This window comes from Pseudomonas sp. UBA1879, from assembly GCF_002338065.1.
Lineage (GTDB): Bacteria > Pseudomonadota > Gammaproteobacteria > Pseudomonadales > Pseudomonadaceae > Aquipseudomonas.
In genome coordinates, this window is record NZ_DDHJ01000014.1 from 240740 (window position 1) to 261765 (window position 21026).

Annotated in this window: 17 protein-coding genes; 12 read left to right on the top strand and 5 right to left on the bottom strand. The window is 57.3% G+C overall.

What is annotated here, in order from left to right; all coding sequences use genetic code 11:
- Positions 1-2 precede the first annotated feature (2 nt).
- From yidD to rpmH, 3 genes are read right to left on the bottom strand one after another with little or no spacing between them, the layout of a single operon-like run.
- Complete coding sequence (gene yidD, locus B3N48_RS14550; protein WP_296184807.1) at positions 3-248, bottom strand: membrane protein insertion efficiency factor YidD; 246 nt, start codon at positions 246-248, stop codon at positions 3-5.
- Positions 241-642 (bottom strand): ribonuclease P protein component, encoded by a 402-nt coding sequence (gene rnpA, locus B3N48_RS14555; protein WP_296184809.1) that lies wholly within the window; start codon positions 640-642, stop codon positions 241-243. The genes yidD and rnpA overlap by 8 nt, the downstream gene beginning before the upstream one ends.
- 16 nt (positions 643-658) lie before the next feature.
- Complete coding sequence (gene rpmH, locus B3N48_RS14560; protein ID WP_002551315.1) at positions 659-793, bottom strand: 50S ribosomal protein L34; 135 nt, start codon at positions 791-793, stop codon at positions 659-661.
- A 586-nt stretch (positions 794-1379) separates the two neighbouring features.
- Between rpmH and dnaA the strand changes: the two genes are divergently transcribed.
- The 11 genes from dnaA to B3N48_RS14615 all read left to right on the top strand — a co-directional run bounded on the left by dnaA (position 1380) and on the right by B3N48_RS14615 (position 17511).
- Complete coding sequence (gene dnaA / locus B3N48_RS14565) at positions 1380-2912, top strand: chromosomal replication initiator protein DnaA (protein WP_296184811.1); 1533 nt, start codon at positions 1380-1382, stop codon at positions 2910-2912.
- 35 nt (positions 2913-2947) lie between these two features.
- Entirely contained in the window at positions 2948-4051 is a 1104-nt protein-coding gene (gene dnaN / locus B3N48_RS14570) for a DNA polymerase III subunit beta (RefSeq protein ID WP_296184813.1), read from the top strand.
- Between the two features lie 14 nt (positions 4052-4065).
- A complete protein-coding gene (recF, locus tag B3N48_RS14575; RefSeq protein WP_296184815.1) occupies positions 4066-5169 on the top strand; it encodes a DNA replication/repair protein RecF in 1104 nt (367 codons plus the stop codon).
- Between the two features lie 4 nt (positions 5170-5173).
- Complete coding sequence (gyrB, locus tag B3N48_RS14580; protein WP_296184817.1) at positions 5174-7591, top strand: DNA topoisomerase (ATP-hydrolyzing) subunit B; 2418 nt, start codon at positions 5174-5176, stop codon at positions 7589-7591.
- A gap of 734 nt (positions 7592-8325) precedes the next feature.
- Positions 8326-9486, top strand: a complete 1161-nt coding sequence (locus tag B3N48_RS14585; protein WP_296184818.1) for an outer membrane beta-barrel protein — start codon at positions 8326-8328, stop codon at positions 9484-9486.
- A 45-nt stretch (positions 9487-9531) separates the two neighbouring features.
- On the top strand, positions 9532-10059 hold the full coding sequence (locus B3N48_RS14590) for a polysaccharide biosynthesis/export family protein (RefSeq protein WP_414704239.1): 528 nt from the start codon (positions 9532-9534) through the stop codon (positions 10057-10059).
- Between the two features lie 56 nt (positions 10060-10115).
- Entirely contained in the window at positions 10116-12290 is a 2175-nt protein-coding gene (locus B3N48_RS14595) for a GumC family protein (RefSeq protein ID WP_296184819.1), read from the top strand.
- 91 nt (positions 12291-12381) lie between these two features.
- Complete coding sequence (locus B3N48_RS14600; protein WP_296184821.1) at positions 12382-13773, top strand: undecaprenyl-phosphate glucose phosphotransferase; 1392 nt, start codon at positions 12382-12384, stop codon at positions 13771-13773.
- Positions 13774-13798: 25 nt separating this feature from the next.
- On the top strand, positions 13799-15157 hold the full coding sequence (locus B3N48_RS14605; RefSeq protein WP_296184822.1) for a lipopolysaccharide biosynthesis protein: 1359 nt from the start codon (positions 13799-13801) through the stop codon (positions 15155-15157).
- A gap of 83 nt (positions 15158-15240) precedes the next feature.
- Entirely contained in the window at positions 15241-16182 is a 942-nt protein-coding gene (locus tag B3N48_RS14610; RefSeq protein ID WP_296184823.1) for a glycosyltransferase family 2 protein, read from the top strand.
- A gap of 48 nt (positions 16183-16230) precedes the next feature.
- Complete coding sequence (locus B3N48_RS14615) at positions 16231-17511, top strand: hypothetical protein (RefSeq protein ID WP_296184826.1); 1281 nt, start codon at positions 16231-16233, stop codon at positions 17509-17511.
- Between the two features lies 1 nt (position 17512).
- Here B3N48_RS14615 and B3N48_RS14620 read toward each other — a convergent pair whose 3' ends face one another.
- Positions 17513-18562, bottom strand: coding sequence for a glycoside hydrolase family 5 protein (locus B3N48_RS14620; RefSeq protein WP_296184828.1), 1050 nt, complete (start codon positions 18560-18562; stop codon positions 17513-17515).
- A 212-nt stretch (positions 18563-18774) separates the two neighbouring features.
- Here B3N48_RS14620 and B3N48_RS14625 point away from each other — a divergent pair, with 212 nt between their 5' ends.
- Positions 18775-19506, top strand: a complete 732-nt coding sequence (locus B3N48_RS14625; RefSeq protein WP_296184831.1) for a WecB/TagA/CpsF family glycosyltransferase — start codon at positions 18775-18777, stop codon at positions 19504-19506.
- 101 nt (positions 19507-19607) lie between these two features.
- Here B3N48_RS14625 and B3N48_RS14630 read toward each other — a convergent pair whose 3' ends face one another.
- Positions 19608-20723, bottom strand: coding sequence for an acyltransferase family protein (locus B3N48_RS14630; RefSeq protein ID WP_296184834.1), 1116 nt, complete (start codon positions 20721-20723; stop codon positions 19608-19610).
- Positions 20724-21026: the final 303 nt, after the last annotated feature.

Sequence of the window (21026 nt, forward strand, 5' to 3'; positions counted from 1 at the left end):
GATTACTCGGCCATCGAAGAGGAACGGGAGGTGGAAGCTGGTGGAACCGGGTCAAAACCACCGGGATTCCAAGGGTGACAGCGGCCTAAACGGCGCAAGGTCAGCCAGCCGCCGCGTACCAGGCCGTGATGCTCAATGGCTTCGTACGCATAGCAGGAACATGTCGGGTAGAAACGACAGTTTCTGGCCATCAGCGGACTAATGGCGTAGCGGTAAAACTGGATCGAAGCGAGCGCCAGTTTACGCATCAGGACTGTCTACCCCCGCAGTTTCGGATTTGGCTTCTGGAATGGGTCGGCTGCGCGCCAGACGTTTCCAGAGCTTGCCGAAATGCTGAATCAACTCGGGGTTTTCAATGTCGCCCAAGCCTTTGCGCGCGACGACCACGATATCCCATCCAACCAGATTGTCCTGGTGGAGACGAAACGATTCGCGCATCAGGCGTTTCAAGCGATTGCGCTCGACGGAGAGCTTGACGCTCTTCTTACCGATCACCAAACCCAAGCGGGCGTGATCCAGGTCGTTGTTGCGCACAAGGAGCAGGAGATTTTTCCCCGGAACCTTGCCGGCGGGGGAGTCAAAGACTGCCTTGAAATGCCGGGGTGTCAGCAAGCGCTTTTCCCGACTGAAGTCCTGACTCACCACCTGTGCCGATTAATCAAACTGCCAGACGCTTACGGCCTTTGGCGCGACGACGCGAAAGGACTGCACGGCCGTTTTTGGTGGCCATACGAGCACGGAAACCGTGGGTGCGGGCGCGCTTGATGGTGCTCGGTTGGAAAGTACGTTTCATGGTGTGTTACCTGGTTCGTCCACAACGGGCCGGAATGACCCCGTTTTAAGAGAGCGGGGATTCTAGAGAAAGCAAGCTCGCAGGTCAATTTCCAACCAGCGTTTCCTGCATTTAGTTGATAGATGCATTTCTATCCCCTTGATGGCCTCGCCGGACGCTTCCGAAATCGCACAGACATAAAAATAAAGAAGGAGAGTATTTAAAGCTTTTTTGTAGAGCTTATAAAGACTAGTGACTCAGGTATCTGTGGATAAGTATCTGTAGGTCACGATACTCGTGATGTACAGAGAGCCTAAAGCCTGTCGAAAAGCCGTGCTGGTCCTGTGGTGCGTGGTCGGAAAACCTGTGCGTGGAACGCCATTTTATCCACAGACCGGTTATCCACAGATCTCTTACCCGAGTTATGCAACGAGGTCAGTTGCGGTTATCCACAGAGCTTATGCACAGGCCATGACCTCACTTTTACCACCCGCAAATCTCGTTTTTGAGGTGTATAGCAGCATCCGACATGTGGATAAGTCGCGCGCTGGTGGGTACAATGGCCGCTTGTTTTGCCTTACCGGCTTTCGAAACTTAGGGGATATCCGTGTCAGTGGAACTTTGGCAGCAGTGCGTGGAGCTTTTGCGCGATGAGCTGCCTGCCCAGCAATTCAACACCTGGATCCGTCCGCTACAGGTCGAAGCCGAGGGCGACGAGTTACGTGTCTATGCGCCCAACCGGTTTGTGCTTGACTGGGTGAATGAAAAATATATGGGTCGTGTGCTCGAACTGTTGGGGGAACAAGGTCAAGGCGTTACGCCTGCGCTTTCCTTATTAATAGGCAGCAAACGCAGTTCGGCTCCTCGTGCCGCGCCGAATGCGCCGTTGGCGGCTTCCGCAGCCGCGTCTCAGGCTACGCAGACTTCCATCAGCACTCATCCTTCACCGCCCCCTCCTACCGAGCCCGCACCAGCGCCTGCCCCCGTTGTTCAGGCCGCGTTGGATGTCGATGATGAGCCTTCACGCGCCAGTTTCGATCCCATGGCTGGTGCGAGTTCCCAGCAGGCGCCCGCCAGGGCTGAACAGCGAAATGTTCAAGTCGAAGGCGCGTTGAAGCATACGAGCTATCTCAACCGCACTTTTACCTTTGAGAACTTCGTCGAGGGTAAGTCAAACCAACTGGCGCGTGCAGCGGCCTGGCAAGTGGCAGATAACCCCAAGCATGGCTATAACCCACTCTTCCTTTATGGTGGGGTGGGCCTTGGTAAGACGCACTTGATGCACGCTGTGGGTAACCACCTGCTGAAGAAGAATCCGAATGCCAAAGTGGTATACCTCCACTCCGAGCGTTTTGTGGCAGACATGGTCAAGGCGTTGCAATTAAATGCCATCAATGAATTCAAACGCTTCTACCGTTCGGTCGACGCGCTGCTGATCGATGACATTCAGTTCTTCGCCCGCAAAGAGCGCTCGCAAGAGGAGTTTTTTCACACCTTCAACGCGCTGCTCGAAGGCGGTCAGCAGGTCATTCTTACCAGCGACCGTTACCCTAAAGAAATCGAAGGCTTGGAAGAGCGCTTGAAATCACGCTTTGGCTGGGGCCTGACGGTCGCCGTTGAGCCGCCGGAGCTTGAAACTCGGGTGGCGATCCTCATGAAGAAAGCGGATCAGGCCAAGGTTGATCTTCCGCACGATGCGGCGTTCTTCATCGCGCAACGTATCCGTTCCAACGTGCGTGAGCTGGAGGGTGCGCTCAAGCGTGTCATCGCCCACTCGCACTTCATGGGTCGCGATATCACCATCGAGCTGATTCGTGAATCGCTCAAAGACCTGCTGGCGCTGCAAGACAAGCTGGTGAGTGTGGATAACATTCAGCGCACCGTTGCTGAGTACTACAAGATCAAGATCTCCGACCTGTTGTCAAAACGGCGTTCCAGGTCGGTCGCGCGGCCGCGCCAGGTGGCGATGGCGTTGTCCAAAGAACTGACTAATCACAGCTTGCCTGAGATTGGCGATGTATTTGGTGGTCGGGACCACACCACCGTTCTGCACGCCTGCCGCAAGATTAACGAACTCAAAGAATCCGACGCGGACATCCGCGAAGACTACAAGAACTTGCTGCGCACCCTGACTACGTAATGCCAGCGCAGCTTATCAAGGCAAGGGACTAGACCATGCATTTCACCATTCAACGCGAAGCCCTGTTGAAACCCCTGCAACTGGTCGCCGGCGTTGTCGAACGCCGCCAGACCTTGCCGGTTCTGTCTAACGTGTTGTTGGTCGTTGAAGGCCAGCAGTTGTCCCTGACCGGTACCGACCTCGAAGTCGAGCTGGTCGGTCGTGTGCAGTTGGAAGAGCCGGCAGAGCCGGGCGAAATTACCGTGCCTGCACGCAAGCTGATGGATATCTGCAAAAGCTTGCCCAACGATGCGTTGATCGATATCAAAGTCGACGAGCAAAAGTTGGTCGTCAAAGCCGGTCGCAGCCGCTTCACGTTATCGACCTTGCCCGCCAATGACTTCCCGACCGTGGAAGAAGGTCCTGGCTCGCTGACTTTCAATCTGGTCCAAAGCAAACTTCGCCGGTTGATCGAGCGCACCAGCTTCGCTATGGCCCAGCAGGACGTTCGTTATTACCTCAACGGTATGTTGATCGAAGTTCAGTCTGGCGTGCTGCGCGCGGTGGCGACTGATGGTCATCGTCTGGCGATGTGCTCCATGGCAGCAGAGATCGAACAGGCTGACCGCCATCAGGTGATTGTCCCTCGCAAAGGCATTCTTGAATTGGCGCGTCTGCTGACTGAACAGGACGGCACGGTCAGCATCGTGCTCGGCCAGCATCACATTCGCGCGACCACTGGAGAATTCACGTTCACCTCCAAATTGGTTGACGGGAAATTCCCTGACTACGAGCGGGTGTTGCCTAAAGGTGGCGACAAACTGGTAGTCGGTGATCGTCAGGCCCTGCGCGAGGCGTTCAGTCGCACTGCTATCTTGTCCAACGAGAAATACCGGGGTATACGCCTTCAGCTTGCCAGCGGCCAGTTGAAAATCCAGGCAAACAACCCTGAGCAGGAAGAGGCCGAAGAAGAAATCGGTGTCGATTACGACGGCGGCTCACTGGAGATAGGTTTCAACGTGAGCTATTTGCTCGACGTGCTGGGTGTCATGACCACGGAGCAGGTGCGTCTGATTTTGTCCGATTCCAACAGCAGTGCACTTGTGCAAGAGTCGGGCAATGACGATTCTGCATACGTCGTTATGCCGATGCGCTTGTAATCCGCAGCCTGTAGATGTCTCTCAGCCGCGTCTCGGTCACCGGGGTGCGCAATTTGCACCCGGTGACCTTTTCTCCTTCCCCTCGAATCAACATCCTCTATGGCGCAAACGGCAGTGGCAAAACCAGTGTCTTGGAAGCCATACACCTGCTTGGGCTCGCGCGCTCATTTCGCAGCGTTCGATTGCAGCCAGTCATTCAGTATGAACAGCCTGCGTGCACCGTGTTTGGGCAAGTCGAATTGGCCGAAGGCGGGCACAGCAACCTCGGCATATCTCGAGATAGGCAGGGTGACTTTCAAATTCGCATTGACGGTCAAAACGCCAAAAGCGCAGCGCAGTTGGCCGAGACGTTGCCGCTCCAGCTGATCAACCCTGATAGCTTTCGTTTGCTCGAAGGCGCGCCCAAGATACGACGGCAGTTTCTGGACTGGGGTGTGTTCCACGTGGAACCTCGTTTCATGGCTACTTGGCAGCGCTTGCAGAAGGCGCTGAGGCAGCGGAACTCGTGGCTCCGGCATGGTACACTTGACGGCGCTTCGCAGGCTGCCTGGGACCGTGAGCTGTGTTTGGCTAGCGACGAAATCGATGAATTTCGGCGGGCCTATATCAAGGCCTTAAAACCCGTCTTCGAGCAAACTTTGAGCGAGCTGGTCCAGCTTGAAGGTTTGACGTTAAGTTACTACCGCGGTTGGGATAAAGAGAAAGACCTAAGTACTGTGCTCGCCTCTTCCCTTCACCGTGATCAGCAAATGGGTCATACCCAGGCCGGTCCGCAACGCGCGGATTTGCGACTCCGGTTGGGTGGCCATAACGCAGCCGATATCCTCTCGCGCGGCCAGCAGAAGTTGGTGGTGTGCGCGTTGCGCATTGCGCAGGGACATCTGGTCAGTCAGGCCAGACGTGGCCAATGTATTTACCTCGTCGACGATCTGCCATCAGAGCTCGACGAGCAACACCGCAGCGCCTTATGTCGCTTGCTGGATGAATTAAACTGCCAGGTTTTTATCACCTGTGTAGATCATGAATTGTTGAGGGAGGGCTGGCGGACGGAAACGCCGGTCGCCTTGTTCCACGTGGAACACGGCGGTATCACCCAGACCCACGACCATCGGGAGTGAATGCATGAGCGAAAATCAAACGTACGACTCGTCCAGCATCAAGGTGCTTAAAGGACTCGATGCCGTGCGCAAGCGTCCCGGTATGTACATCGGTGATACAGACGATGGCAGCGGTCTTCACCATATGGTGTTTGAGGTGGTGGATAACTCCATTGACGAAGCGCTGGCTGGGCATTGCGATGACATCAGCATCATCATCCATCCGGACGAGTCCATCACCGTACGCGACAACGGCCGTGGTATTCCGGTCGACGTGCATAAGGAAGAAGGCGTTTCAGCAGCAGAGGTCATCATGACCGTGCTGCACGCGGGCGGTAAGTTCGACGACAACTCCTACAAGGTCTCCGGTGGTTTGCACGGCGTAGGGGTTTCGGTCGTAAACGCGCTGTCAGAAGAGCTGAACTTGACGGTTCGCCGCAGCGGAAAGATCTGGGAACAGACATACGTCCACGGCGTCCCTCAAGAACCGATGAAGATTGTCGGTGACAGCGATTCAACTGGCACCGAGATTCACTTCAAGCCCTCGGCTGAAACTTTCAAGAATATCCATTTTAGCTGGGACATTCTGGCCAAGCGAATTCGCGAACTTTCGTTCCTTAACTCTGGCGTCGGCATCGTTCTTAAAGACGAGCGCAGCGGCAAGGAAGAGTTGTTCAAATACGAAGGTGGCCTGCGCGCGTTCGTTGAGTACTTAAACACCAACAAGACACCGGTCAATCAGGTGTTCCACTTCAACATCCAGCGTGATGATGGCGTCGGCGTTGAAATCGCCTTGCAGTGGAACGACAGCTTCAATGAGAACCTCCTTTGCTTCACCAACAACATCCCTCAGCGTGATGGCGGTACTCACTTGGTGGGTTTCCGATCTGCGCTGACGCGTAACCTGAACAACTACATCGAGCAGGAAGGTCTGGCGAAGAAGCATAAGGTCGCCACGACCGGCGATGATGCCCGTGAAGGACTGACCGCGATTATTTCGGTGAAGGTGCCTGATCCCAAATTCAGTTCGCAGACTAAGGACAAACTCGTTTCGTCCGAAGTGAAGACGGCTGTGGAACAGGAGATGGGTAAATATTTTTCTGACTTCCTGCTGGAGAATCCGAACGAGGCCAAGGCGGTCGTTGGCAAGATGATCGACGCGGCCCGAGCTCGTGAAGCGGCGCGGAAGGCGCGTGAGATGACTCGCCGCAAAGGCGCACTTGATATCGCCGGTCTGCCGGGCAAACTTGCGGACTGTCAGGAAAAAGACCCTGCCCTTTCCGAGCTGTATCTGGTGGAAGGTGACTCTGCTGGCGGGTCTGCAAAGCAGGGGCGTAACCGTAAGACTCAGGCCATTCTGCCGCTAAAAGGCAAGATCCTGAACGTTGAAAAAGCGCGCTTCGACAAGATGATTTCTTCTCAGGAAGTCGGGACTTTGATCACCGCGCTGGGTTGTGGCATTGGTCGCGAAGAGTACAACATCGACAAGTTGCGCTATCACAACATCATCATCATGACCGACGCTGACGTCGACGGTTCGCACATTCGTACGCTGTTGCTGACGTTCTTCTTCCGTCAATTGCCGGAGTTGGTTGAGCGCGGTTACATCTACATCGCTCAGCCTCCGCTTTACAAAGTGAAGAAAGGCAAACAAGAGCAATACATCAAAGACGACGACGCCATGGAAGAGTACATGACGCAGTCGGCCCTTGAAGATGCAAGCCTGCACCTGAGCGAATCCGCGCCTGGGATTTCCGGCCCTGCGTTGGAAAAGTTGGTCAACGATTTCCGCATGGTAATGAAGACCCTCAAGCGCCTGTCGCGCTTGTACCCGCAGGAACTGACTGAGCATTTCGTCTATCTGCCACCGGTTTCGATGGAGCAATTGTCTGACCATGCGGCTATGCAGGACTGGCTCGCTAAATTTGACGAGCGTCTGCGTGTAGGTGAGAAGTCTGGCCTGGTGTACAAGGCCAGCCTGCGTGAAGATCGCGAGCGTAATGTCTGGCTGCCAGAGGTGGAGCTGATCTCTCACGGTCTGTCCAATTACGTGACGTTCAACCGCGACTTCTTCGGCAGTAACGACTACAAAACGGTCACCGCCCTGGGCGCGCAGATCGCGACGTTGCTTGAAGAAGGCGCATACGTTCAACGCGGCGAGCGCAAGAAGCCTGTCACTGAGTTCAAGGAAGCCCTTGCCTGGCTGATGGCCGAAAGCACCAAGCGTCACACCATTCAGCGATACAAAGGGCTGGGCGAGATGAACCCGGATCAGCTGTGGGAGACCACTATGGATCCGACTGTTCGTCGCATGCTGAAAGTGACCATTGAAGATGCAATCGCTGCCGATCAGATCTTTAACACCCTGATGGGCGATGCAGTGGAGCCGCGTCGCGACTTCATTGAGGCCAATGCTTTGGCCGTATCAAACCTTGATTTCTGATAGTGCATCACTGAAGGCGCGGAACCCGTTCTGAGCTCGCTTGTAACAAAACCCGGCCACGCGCCGGGTTTTTTTATAAAAGGGCCGAATTTATATGAGTGTTCCACGTGGAACGCTGCAAATCTGATTAGCTGTCATACCCTACTGATGCCGGCACAGCGAACGTACAGGCTGACCTCATGTAAGTCGAAATCAACTGGCGCGAAAAGCCGTGTTGTCTCTCAAACAATACAGATCGGCTGATCGGCGTTTCACCGCCGTTACAGGGTAAAGACCGTCCGTCGAGACACTCCCACAAGTCATATTCCTCAAGCATACTCACTCCGTCGAGCGACGCCGTTGGAGATAGGTTCAGTTATCCCGACGCACCCAATGGTCGCCAACGCAGTTCCCCGGATGCGACAGAGTCGTGACGGATCAGCAGTCATCGTTGTCCCGTGCGTCCCCGCTTTACGCATGGTTGATGTGAACATTCTCTCTTGTTTGGTTTGCCCTTCCGAGTCACCTCGGTGCGGTAGCTATATCCAAAATTTTATCCCGCCTGCTGTACCCGCTGCGGTCGGTAACCCCGATTGTGCAGTACGCCATCTGCCCTGCTCCACGCCTCGGCACTGACTGGCTAAAAATTCCCAGATAGAAATGGCCTTTACCGGAAATGTCCGGAAGGGCTACCGGCTTCGCCTTGCGCTATTTCCATGTCCATTTTTGGCCCTGTCGCGTGAAAGGATGTGTGAATGATCAATCGCAAAAATTTCATGACACTGCTAGTGATCGTCCCCTTGCCGATGGCCGCCGTGGCGGGCAAGCCGCAGAGCGTGGAACTGGGGGGATTCGATTTCACCCCGACGCTGAAAGTCAGCGAGTGCTACGACGATAACTTTCGGACCCTGCCTGACCATGAAGAGGCCGCCTGGATCACGTCCGTGCGGCCAACGTTTGTCCTGGAGACGCAAACACGAACCAGCGGTTACCAGTTGGAGTACGCCGTCGACAGCCGCACGTATCAAGACCACGCCGAGGCCGATCATGTCGATCAGTCGTTCATTGGGCGAAGTGTCATGGAGTTCGATTCCCGCAATCGGCTGACGGGAGAAGTGGGCTATCGACGGGCTGAAGACACCGTGCAAACTGCAGAACCGCGTGAGAACGACAAGTACACGCTGAAGAACGGCAAGTTCGGTTATACCTACGGCGCCCGAACGGCGATGAATCAGATCGAGGTGTCGGCTGAGTACGAAGAGCTGCGGTATCGCAATGCCGGCTCGCTCAACGATGACAAGGAGCACAACACTCGCACGTACATAGGCACCTGGTATCACCGGCTCGGTGGCCTGACCCGCGCGTTGGTGGAATTGCGTCACAGCGATTTCGATTACGTCCTTTCCAACAGCCCGCGAAACAGCACGGGCGATGCGGCGCTCGTGGGCATCACACGGGACCTCACCGCCAAGCTCAGCGGCGGTGTGCGCGTGGGGTACGAGCGTAAGAACTTCGATAACAGCGACGTTAACGACTACAGCAGCCCCACATGGGAGGCCAACGTTGAGTACAAACCGCGTACGTACTCTACGTTTTCGATCAAGGCGAGCAAGGCGTTCGAGGAAGGTGACGACGGCGCCAACACGGTCCATGACACCAGCACCCGTTTGGGCTGGCGTCATACGTGGACACCCTGGGTGGCCACGGATGTGCATTATCGCTACGCAGACCTCGAATACCTCGGTGTCGGAGGCAGGGACGACAAGCTCAATGACTATGGCGCTTCGGTGATTTATTCACCTACCCGCTGGGCAGAAGTCTCCCTCGGTTATCAGCGCTGGAAGAACGATTCTGATCTTTCCGATCAGACCTACACCCGCAACGTATACCTGCTGACAGTGGCCCTGAGTCTTTAGGTCGAGTCGCTCGCCACTGTTTCACTTTGAAAGGGAGGTGTTCTCATGTGCGTACGTCAACTCTTGATCGCCGCGATGTTGCTGGTCTGCAGCGCATCGACGTTCGCGGCAGCACAGTACCAACTGAGTTCGGGCGACACGATAGCCATCAACGTGTTTGGAGAAAGCGATCTCACTTTCAAGGAGATCGTCCTGAATGACGCCGGCGCGTTCAGCTACCCGTTTCTTGGGGAAGTCGTTGCGAAAGGCATGACCCCAACCGCCGTCGAACAACTGATCACCAGCAAATTGAAAGGCGGCTATCTGGTGAACCCTCGAGTGTCGGTGAGCGTGCTGAAGTATCGGCCGTTCTTCATCGGTGGCGAGGTCAAGTTGCCAGGAGGCTACCCCTTCCAACCGGGATTAACGCTAGACAGGGCGATTGCGCTGGCGGGCGGATTGACTGAGCGGGCTTCGGACAAACGCATCACGTTGGTCCGTGGTTCCGATCTGAAACGCAGCGAGATCAAGGCCACACTGAGCACCCTGGTCGAACCGGGTGACACCATCAATATCGATCAGGGGTTCTTTTGATCATGGGCCAGATCAGTATTAGCAGAAGAAACGAGATCCCACGGTATCCCGACGGCATGCCCGACGAGGACAAGGACTTCATCGATTCGCGCAAGATCGGGCAGACGCTATGGTCAAGCAAGTGGAGCATTCTGACCTTTACCTTGCTTGCAGTGATATTGGCGGCGGTGTTGATACAGACGGTCACGCCGATGTTTCGCGCAGTTGCGTCGCTGGTGATCGAGCCCAAAGGGATGTCAGTCATCACGTTCCAGCCGCCCTCCGACCCAAGCAATCCGACCAATGATTACCTGCAAACGCAGCTGAGCCTGATCCAGAGTCGCGGCGTGGCAGAGCGTGCCGTGCGGCAACTCCACTTGACCGAGCATCCCGAGTTCGATCCCCGACAGCGGCCGTACCTGATGACGCGCATCAAAGCGTTAGTGTCGTCGGTATGGCCAGAGGTGTTCCCGGTGACGTGGAGCAACGGGGACGTGTTGACACCCAGTCAGGTGTTCGACGCCGCCGTGGCCGAATTGATGGAGCATACGTCCGTGGGGTCGGTCGGCAAGAGTCAACTGGTGACCATCGGTGTCACGCTTCAGGACAAACAGACGGCGGCCGCTGCAGCCAACGCACTGGCGCGGGGTTATCTGGACAGCCGGCTGGACGCGCAAGTCAATGACTCTCTCAATGCCAGTCGCTGGATGGACACGCGCGTTGTCGAGTTGCGCACACAGCTGCAGCAGGCTGAGAACAAGCTCCAGGCTTATCGGGATGCCGAAGGATTAGTGGACGTCAGCGGGGTGACAACCCTCACTGCCAATGAACTGTCCAAAACCAGTGACCGAATGATTGATGCTCGTCGTGAGCGCGCCGAAGCGCAAAGTCAGTACCAACAGGTACAGTCGATCAACGGCAAGGGCGCGGGCCAGCTCTCTACCCTTCCGGCAGTGATCAATAATCCGGTGGTTCAGCAGTTCCAGGCGGATGTGGCAAAGGCTCAGGCCAAGGTCGACGAGCTGTCGAAACGCTACGGCGACCTGCACCCGAACATGGTGGCGGCGCGTTCAGACCTGGCTGCCGCGAAAGCAAGCATGGCGACTCAGGTGAATCAGGTGGTTGCCGGTTTGCAGAACAATTACCAATTGGCTCAAGCCAACGAGAGCGCATTAAAGACTTCAGTCAACACCAGTCGCGCGCAGATTCAGGACATTGCGCGCAAGGAGTTCAAGCTGCGCGAGTTGCAGCGAGATGTCGACAGCAATCGCTCGTTGTATGAAACGTTCGTCAATCGTCTGCGGGAAACCACGGCAACCGCCGATTTGGGCTCAAGCAACGCGCGCATCGTCGACGAGGCGATTCCTCCGCTCATCCCGAACATGCCACGCAAGTCGCTGATCCTGTCGATTGCCGCGGTCCTGGCCTTCGGTCTGGCGTGCGGTTTGGCGCTGATGCGTGATGCCATGAAGAACACGGTCAAATCCAGCGATGACGTGGAGAAGAAACTTCGCCTCCCGGTGCTGGGCGTCGTGCCATTGTTGCAAAAGAAAAACCGCGCCCGGATCGCGCGGCAGTTCGAGCACAACGACGATTCGGCTTTCAGTGAGGCCATCCGGACGGCACGCACGGGGGTGATGCTCAGCGATATCGAGACACGCCGCCACGTGGTGGTGATCACCTCCTCCGTGCCGGGTGAAGGTAAAAGCGCTATCGCGGTGAACCTTGCCTGCGCACTGGGAAGGTTGGAACGCGTGCTGTTGATTGAGGCTGATCTGCGCCGGCCCACATTGGGGAAAAACCTCGGGCTCAGCGACGCTCATATTGGCCTGGCGAATCTGGTAAACGGAAACGCGCGCAGCGGCGAGTGTATTCAGCAGGTTGGGGACATGGACGTCCTGCCGGCCGGTGCCGTGCCGTCCAACCCACTGGAGCTGCTCGCCTCTCCCCGCTTCAACAGCTTCCTGGACTGGGCCAAGCAGCGTTACGACCGAATCATCATCGATTCCCCCGCCAGCCATTCGGTGAGCGATGCTGCCTTGCTGTGTGCATTGGCGGATGCGGTGTTGTACGTCGTGAAATCCGACAGCACCCCTGCCCCGGTGGCTCAACGAGGGGTCGGGCAATTGCTGCGCAACCGAGCCCCGGTGATTGGCGTGATTCTCAACCAAGTCTCCGCAGTCAATCTGCGGTATGACCACCAAGGCTATTACGGCTATCTCCCGGGTGAGGCCTATCAGGCAACGGTGTAACGGGATAACGGCGACTGTCGCTAATGGAAATCATCGGCTCAGCCTGGGCAGCGTATTACAGGCCATGCGACGAACGCTTGGGAGTATCACCATGCTTGCTCGACGCTTACATCCTTCGGTCAACCGGAGAGGCTTGACGTTCTGGAGTCAGTGGATATGCGCCACTGCCCTGTCCAACTTGACGATCTGCTATGTGATCTTCGATCACTTCGGCGATATCCCCATTCCCTACCGCGTCCTTATTCTGCTCGGGATGCTGGCGTCGGTGCCGATTTATTCTGCGCTGCACGTCTACCATAAGCGCTATGGCTACGGCTTTGGATTACTGCGTCTGCTCGCCGCTTGGCTAGTGCTGATGGGCGCGCTGTCGACGGTAGTGCTGGCCTGTCTCGACTATTCCAATCTGGATCAGACGCTATTGGCGAAATTGGTGCTCGTCGGGTTTCTCGCCCAGGCGTGCAGCTACCTGCCGTTGCGTTACCTGACCAACCTCCACGCCCGTTGGCTGCGATTCGAACGCACCGCGCTGATCGTCGGCACCTGCCCGCTGGCCTACAGCCTCGCTCAGCAACTGCGTGACCGAGTGCCGGTGCAAGGCATGATCTCCACAGGCGATGACATCCTGCACGCGCCGGACGACGATGACCTCCCGGTTCTTGGCGCGCTGGAGGACCTCAACGAACTGGTGACGCGCCGCAGCATCAGGCGGGTGTACATCGCCATGCCGTTGAGCAAGGCCGCGCAGATCGAAGCGATCTACCTGGCGCTGCTGGACCTCAACGTGGACGTGGTATGGATTCCCGACTTCAGCAGCATGATGTTGCTCAATCAGTCGATCTCGCAGATCGAACACTTCCCCGCGATCTACCTCAACGAGACCCCGCTAAGCTCGCACCCGGCGGCAGCTTTCGGCAAAGAATTATTCGACCGAGGGCTTGCGCTCCTGGCGCTGATCATTCTGTTCCCGGTGATGCTGACGGTTGCCATTGCCGTGAAGTTGTCCTCCCCCGGCCCGGTGTTCTTCCGTCAGCCACGGCATGGATGCAATGGCTTGATCATCATGGTCTGGAAGTTTCGCTCCATGCGCGTACACGACGACACCGAAGTCAGGCAGGCGACGCAGCATGATTCTCGCGTCACTCGCGTGGGGGCGTTCATTCGCCGGACCTCGATCGATGAATTGCCTCAACTGATCAACGTGCTGCGCGGCGAAATGGCCCTGGTCGGACCGCGCCCTCATGCCGTCGCGCACAATCACTACTATGGCGACAAAATCCTCGCCTACATGGCGCGGCACAGGATCAAGCCCGGCATTACCGGACTGGCCCAGATCAGTGGCTTACGCGGCGAGACCGAGACCCTGGAAAAGATGCAGCTGCGGATCGAAAAGGATCTTGCCTACATCAATCACTGGTCGCTCTGGCTCGATATCAAGATTCTGTTGATCACGCCGTTCACCCTGTTCTCGCGCAACATTTATTGAGCGCCGCCCGGCGAAGGAGAGCGGTATGGCAGACCCCGAATTCACGGCGCCCGGCTTACCCGGCGCAGGGTGGCGTGGGGCGATTCGGCAGCTATGGCAAGCGAAGCTGGTGCGCAACATTGCCACCACGATCTCCGGCAGCGCGGGTGCGCAGGCGATCAACCTGGCGTTGATTCCGGTGATTATGCGGATCTACGGGCCCGAGGCATTCGGCGTGGTCGGCACCTTTCAAAGCCTGACCATCATCCTCATCCCGTGGTGCGCATTGACCTACCCAATGTCGATCGTGCTGCCGCAATCGGAGCGTGATGCCCGTGGCTTGATCCGCTTGTCGCTGTTGATGGCGGCGTTGATCTGCGGCCTCACCGCCCTGCTCCTCTACGGCTGGGGCGAACAGGCCTCCCATGCCTTGGGGGTCGACCTGCTGATTCCATACCTGATGTGGCTGCCGGTGGTGATGTTCAGTTCGGCGGTGTTGGAGACCACCCAGCAATGGCTCTACCGAAACCAGCGTTTCACGCTGACCGCGCGGGCTGCCACGTTGCACGCGTTGATCTATAACGCGACGCGCAGTGGCGCCGGGCTGATCATGGCGACAGCGCCAGTCCTGGTGATCACCAGTTCGCTTTATTACGTGATCCACAGCGGATTATTGCTGATCGGTATTCGCCTGCGACGCGAGCCAAGTGTGTTCAAGGCCTCATCTGAAACGAAGAACGAGCCTATCAAGACGCTGCGTCAGCTGGCGGCCGAATACCGGGACTTCCCGCTGTTCCGTGCGCCTCAAGTGTTGATCAACGCGTTGTCGGTGCACATGCCGACGCTGGTCCTGGCGTCGGCATTCGGTGCGGTCCCGGCAGGATTTTTTGCGCTGTGCCTTCAAGTGCTGGCGATGCCGAGCAACTTCATCGGCAAGGCGGTAGGCAGCGTTTATTACCCGCGTATCACCGAGGCGATTCATGCCCGTGACCCAGTGGCTGGCCTGTTGCTGCGCGGCGTATTAGGCATGTCCCTGGCCGGCCTGGCGCCCTTCGCGTCCCTGGTCATCGCCGGGCCGTGGCTGTTCGATCTGGCGTTCGGCGGGCAGTGGCACACCGCTGGAGAATACGCGCGCTGGCTGGCCATTTCGGAGTTCGCCGGGTTTATCGGCGGACCGTGTCTGGTGGCCATCCCCGCGCTGTCTTTGCAGAAAGTCTTCCTGGTGTTCGAGATCGTCAGCACCAGCCTGCGGATTTCAGCCGTGCTGGCCGGCGCTTTCTTCTTCAAGGATCCAGTGGCGGTGGTCATGGCCTTTGCCGCCGCCAATGTCCTGATCAACCTGTCGATGATCGCCATCGTATTGATCAAAGCAAAGCGCTGGCATCGGCGCCTTTTTACCCTCTAGTCCTGATTTGAAAAAACGGTTTTCTCCGCATCGTGCGGCAGCCACGTCTGTCGTTTATCCCCCCCTCTTGAGGCTCGGCACCCATGAATACAGAAAAGGTCTGCGCAATCATCCTCAACTGGAACGGTGCCGAGCAGACGCTCAGCTGCATCCGTTCTCTCGAGGCGTGTGGTTCGATTCCCGTGATCATCATCGACAACGACTCCGATGCGTCAGATTACAAAAAATTGTTGAGCAACATTGTGCAACGGGATCTCGCCGACACCCTCATTGCTACCCAGGAAGAGATTGCCCACGAAACCCGCCGCTACAGTCAATGCCTGATCAGAAACAACGGCAACCACGGCTATGCGGGCGGCAACAACGTCGGCATCGATTACGCAGCCCGCGCCGGTTACGAATATTTCTGGATTCTGAACAACGACATCACCGTTGAGCCAGGGGCATTGGAGCGGCTGCTCGATACGATGCACAGCGATCCCCATTGCGGATTCAGCGCCTCGGTTCTGGTCTACGCCGACAATCCCGAAATGGTTCAGTGCGTGGGCGGCGGCACGGTGTACCCATGGCTTGGCAAGACGCGGCTGATCGGCAAGAAGGCCGAACGCGCGCAACTGCCGCAACTCAATCTGCCCACGCCGGATTACCTCATGGGCGCGTCAATGCTGGTGTCTCGACGGGTCGTCGAAGAGGTGGGGTTGATGGACGAGCGCTACTTCATGTACTCCGAAGAAGTGGACTGGCAGCGACGTGCAGCGGCGCGGGGCATCACCTTTCAGGTCGCGCTTGGTAGCTTCGCCCGGCATGGCGACAGCGGCAGCACCAAGGGCAAGAGCCACCTCTTCCACTTTTATCGCAATCGCGCGGCGATCATGTACAACCGAAAATTCCACTCCACTGCATGTTGCGTGGTGTCGTCCCTGGCGTTGGCATCGATTACGGTGCTGCAAAACGGTCGCAGCCTGAAAAACATCCGTTATGGCCTGAAGGGCATCAGTGAGGGCTTCGCCTTTTCCTGGCGCTAGAGTCTCGGCCCCTACCCTGTCTGGCTTCATCCATGAAGGTATTTCGCCGTGACCAGAGCGTTGTTTTCCTACCGGACTCTGTTGTTCATCCTGCTATTTCTGAACTCGGCGTGCCTGTTCTTGACCGACAATAAAAAGGCCGGGCTGCCCTACCTGCGCGAGTTGTTCATCATCGCCGTGGTGGTCTCGGCGTTGGGATTGCTGTTGGTCTGGAGGCGTGCGCATCAGTCACGAGCAGCGCTATGGATCGTGAGCTTTGGCCTGCTGTTGCCATTACTGTCGGCCCTGCTGGCCAACGCCAAATTCGGTCAGCCCCTGTTGTACGGTCTGCTCGAAGAACGTCGCAGCTTTCTGTACTTGTTGTTCTTCCCGGCGTTGTTCCTGATGATGAAGGCGCGACCGACCCAAGACGAACTGGAACGGTTTTTTCTGACTTCGGGCCTGGCCTGCGTTTTGGTTGGCTACCTCTACTACTTCGGCGTGCTGGCGGAAAACAACGACGTGGCGTTCAACGTCGACGACAAGGACTACGGCCTCAACCCCCTTCGTCCCAATCGCTTCAGCATCGGCGCAGCCTATGTCAGCGTCTGTGCCTACATGCTGATGTACCGAATCCGACGCGCCTATTCGCTGGGGTCGGTCTTGCTGCTGTTGCTGTTCGCGTCCTATCTGTGGCTGGTGCTGCAGACCCGCAACACCATGTTGATGTGGGTACTGGGCGGCATCTGGATCTTTCGGGCGCGGTGGGGCGTGTTGCTGAAAACCGGCGTAGCGGTGATCGGGATTGTGTTGGTGGCGTACTTCATCGCGCCGGATTTCTTCGAGAACCAGTACCAGCAATTCAACGCACTCATCGGTGAGGCCACCACCGAAGGCGGTGTGCGAGTGACGACCTCGGACATTGTCTTGCGGGAAGTGCCGGCGAATTATTACGTCGGCATGGGGGCGTTGTCGTTGCAATGGCAGAACGGCTTCGCGCGGCTATACAACGCCTACTTTTACCTCTCGGATGTCGGACTGTTGGGGGTGTTTTACCGCTTCGGTTTCCTCACACCGCTGATCGCCGGCTTTTACTATTTCGGTTACTGGCGAATCATGCGCACGTGCCGCCGCAAAGGGGATCTGCTCAGTGGTCTTCAGTTGGACTTCACGCTTAACGCGTTCAACTTTTTTCTGTCGACCTCAATCATGTACGGCGGCGATCTGACAGGACTGGCCCTCGCGGCGTTCGTGTATTTCGCGCGAGCGTCAGCATCAAGTCGACCGTCGAGATCGTACACGCTGATCCCGGATCCTCCGTTGCGGTCTCCGATCCAGCCGCAGCGCTGACTCAGCGGCGAGTAGCGCCCGGGCCGTATTGCGTGCATTTGGAGGCTTCAAGGTATTTCACTAATACCTGCCATTGCGGCCGGTCTTGGCCGTTGACCGGTTCCAGATTCATCGGCTCGGGGCCCCAGCTTTCGCCGGAGGTCCAGTAGGCAAGGGGCACGCAATACGCCTGCAAATACGTGAGCAGTCGATCCGCGGCGATCGCCCACCGGGGATCGTCATCCGGAAACCCCATCTCACCGATCTGCCCACGCCGACCGTTTTTTTGCAGCCACTGAATGAAAGGCTTGGCGCGATTCACGCCGATATCGGGATCAATGGGCCGATTTCTCGCGTCCTTGTAGGTGCCGCTTCCATTGCTGTCCAGGTAGAGATGCGCGGAAAACACCAGGTTATTCGCCGGGTCTTTCAGCGCCAGCAAGGCGTCGTTGTTCTGAGGCCAACGGGCGGCGCTGGACCAGTCTCGTCCCTCGACAATGATCAGGTGCTTGCGATCCACCTGGCGAATCCCGTCGATACCGGCTTGCGCGGCCTGAGGCCAAATGGCATCGGAATCGTCATGGGGTTCGTTCATCAAGTCATACGCGTAGAGCGCCGGCGCCTCATGCCAACGCTCGGCAATGCGCTGCATCAACTGACGGTAATGATCCACGCTCACATTGGCGCTGCCGATCACCTGCTGTCGATACCGAGCATAGTTATGCACATCGATGATCACGCCGATGCCTTGCTGGTTCGCTTGCACGAGCATCTTGTCTATCAACCCGGCATACGTGGCATCCAGCCCATCGCCTAACACCGGCTGTAATCGCTCCCACTTCACTGGAAAGCGCACGGTGCGTATGCCCTTGGCTTTCCAGCGAGCGAAGTAGTCCTCGCTGGGGAAGAAGTAGTCCGTCCCGTGTTCACCCGGAAACTTGCCTTCCGACGACTCGGCCCCCGAGACGTTGATCAACACCATGGGCAAGGTTGTCGCCTGGGCGGGGATGCACAGTCCCTGAAGGACCGTCAGCGTCAGGCCGGCCAACACCGACTGGCGCAACCACCTCATAGCGCGACTCATCCTCACTGTTTTTTCACCGCGGACATTTCCCGGACGGAATTCGTGTTGTTCAGGCAGCGCGCGGCTTTGCCGTGCCTGCTTGTTTCGTCGCTCCCGATGTTTGCCGCTGGTACCCGAGAGGGTCGCACACGCCAGATTCGCGCTGATGCTCAGTGTGAGTCGGCACTGCACGCGATTATTCATTAGCAGGAGCCCGCCCTATGAAAGTGTTTGGAATCGACTTCTATCGTGGACGACAACGTGAGCTCATTGACGAGCTGATCACGCTCACGGACGCACCTTTCAAATATCTGGTGACCGCCAACGTCAATCACATCGTGTTGCTCGAGCATGATGAGCAATTGCGCGAGGCCTATCGGCATGCGGGGCATCGGCTGTGCGACAGCCGGGTCCTGTATCCCGTGCTTCAGCGGCTGAACGCGGGGATTGCCGAGCCCATCCCCGGCAGCACACTGACGCGGGCGATGATGAACATCGCCCAGCTCAGGCAATGGGACGTCACCGTATTGGGCTGCGAGCGGGACGTCGTCACGACCCTCAAACGCAGCTACCCGTCCGTGACGTTCCACCACTACAACCCGCCCATGGGTTTCATCAAAGACCCGCAAGAGGTCGAGCGCTGCGTTGATTTCATTCAGCGACAGCGCTCGCGCATGACCGTGTTTTCCGTTGGCTCGCCTCGTCAGGAAGTGCTGGCCTGCGAGGTGTACAAACGTGGCGGCGCAAGGGGCATCGGCTTGTGCACGGGCGCTTCGTTGATGTTCCTGTCGGGCAAGGTAAGGCGGGCGCCGATGTGGGTGCAGCGTCTGTCACTGGAGTGGCTGCACCGGTTGTGCACCGAACCCACGCGCCTCGGCCGACGTTATGCATCGGATGCCTACCGCATCCTGCCGATCATCGCTCGGCAGTTCCGTAATCGATCAGGTACCTGATCCCGTCCAGATGCGCCGCGCCTGAGGCGGCATTCCCACAGTTTTTCACCTGCATTCCGAAAAACCTCGGCCGATGTGTATCGACCGAGGTTTTTTGCATTTCACGCCGTGCCTTTTCCCATCCCCGCCCAATACGCTTTCAGGCCGCTGAACGAATGGGTGATGTGCGCAGCGAGCGCGTGACGCCTGGTCATCGCCGGTTTCTCGATGAAATGCCAGGAGAACACCGCAGCCGCCAGCACAATCGGGAACGCAACAAGCATCATCGTCACCGGACCGATGCCCTTGAACTGATGCGCGAGGATTTCCTGCACCGGGAACGCATAAATGTAGACGCCATACGAGTAATCACCTAACCGGTTATAGCGATCGACCAATGGGTGCGTTGCGAAGCCGAGGTAGAAAATCAGGTAGGTCCACGCCAACACGAAACACTCAAAAAAATACGGCGTTTGATACGACCCGGCCGCCAGCGCGGCCATCGGCAAAAACCAGAGGAAACGGTGCTGGATATGCTGCCGATAGCGGTACAGCGACATGCCCAACACGAACGGAAAACCCCATGTGAAGAAGTACTGCAAACGGTGCAGATCCGCGAGCAGCGTGGTGTTGGCCGACAGCACTTTGAACGTCACGTAGGCAACGCCGTACACCAACAGAAACGTGGCGAAGCGACGGTTGTTCCCGTAGCAGGAGAAGATCCCCAGTCCGCCTACCAGCACGTAGAGCATCACCTCATAAAAGAGGGTCCATAACGAGCCGTTGATGCCTGGCCAGGGATTGTCCTCGAACAGCCCCGGCAGTTGGAATTGCATGCTGAACAGCGTCAGGTTGTGGCTCAGGTAGCCATAAGTAGCCCCCGAGCGGAGATATTCCGGCGTGCTGAGTGTCGTAAAGATCGGCCCAATCAGAAACACGCTCAACAGCAATACCAGTGTCAGGCCCGGGTAAATGCGCAGGCATCGGGCAGCGACAAAATCAATCAGGCCGGGTGCGCGGTCACGGCTCAGCGAAATGAAAAAACCTGACACGCAGAAGAAGGTGATGACAGCCAGCTCGCCCAGCGAGAGGCCCAACCACCCAGACAGGGGCTCTACCGCCGTGCTGCCTTGGGACAACGGGTAGCTGTGCGAAACCAACACGGCGGTGGCGGCGAGCATTCGGATCAGATTGAAATTGTTGTTTCGTCTGGACGCCAGATCACCCAATGTATTCATACCGCCTCCGCCCGTCACGCGAGCAACCACACGAGATCCATCTGTTTCGTATCCGGCGCCGGGATAGGCGATGGACTTAATGAGTGGGAGCCGGCTTGGCGAAAGCGGTGAATCTCAGGGTAGACGGGTAGTCGCCGGGCGTGTTCGCCAGCAAGCCAGTTCCCGCACTGACGCTTTTCGGACTGGCCATAGGCGTATCCCACGCTGGAACGATACGCCGACCGTGCACGGCGTCTAATTGCCATCACTAATCGGCCCGTGAATAACCCGGTTGCCAAAAAATTGACCTAACTGACGGCGCGA